Below are 660 nucleotides of genomic sequence, written 5' to 3'. Positions count from 1 at the left end.
GTCATTGGCTGCGCTCCTGCCGTTGCTTCACGCTGGAATGACACCGGGTGCAAAGGGGTTGCCAGTTAGCCCGGTTCCAGAAAAGGGAACGGTCGCCACGATGCCTGATGATATGGTCAACGGTCGTGGCGGGGTTTCCGCACGTTCGGCAATACGGGTGTGCAACTAGGTAGGCTTTGCTTTCACGACGCCACACATGGTCATAGCCACGCTGCCGGGCAGTAGGTCGGCGGCGATCATGCCGGGCATTGCGTTCGCGTGTTGCCGTGATCTGGCATTGGCAGCGAACACTATGCGCAACGATGCTACCGCATGAGCAAAGGCGTGGCGGCCTGCTCATTGTGGCTTTCCACGGTTTGCATTCGCCCTAAGCTTGGCTATGCCCTGTTTCGCCTGATCCGGCGTGATTTCCTCGCGCGGATCATAATCTGGCTTTTCTTCGGCTGTGCCGTGGATGGCCTTCAGCTTGGCGATAAGCCCGCGCTGTGCAGCGAGGATTTCGGCCGGCGTTGCGTTCCATGCGGTTTCAGGCGTCCAGCCAAGCCAGCCGGTTGCGATTTCGTAGAAATCGGCCAGTGCTTTTTCGAGGTCGAAAGGCTGGCCGGCCTTGGCTTGAGCTTCGGCCGGATGTTCAACGTCGGGGTCATCATCAAGACCAAA

The 660-nt window shown here is 59.1% G+C and carries 1 protein-coding gene and 1 pseudogene; both read right to left on the bottom strand.

Features of this window, described 5'->3' with window-relative positions; translation table 11 throughout:
- Position 1: 1 nt before the first annotated feature.
- Positions 2–340, bottom strand: a complete 339-nt coding sequence (locus tag ACX3P1_RS28275) for an HNH endonuclease (protein ID WP_459083139.1) — start codon at positions 338–340, stop codon at positions 2–4.
- Positions 337–660, bottom strand: a pseudogene (locus tag ACX3P1_RS28270) (hypothetical protein); the annotation flags it as partial. The pseudogene ACX3P1_RS28270 and the gene ACX3P1_RS28275, both read right to left, overlap by 4 nt.

It is taken from the genome of Mesorhizobium sp. A623, from assembly GCF_054489405.1.
The sequence above is the reverse complement of the archived record's forward strand: the minus strand, read 5'-3'. Positions and strand labels throughout refer to the sequence as shown.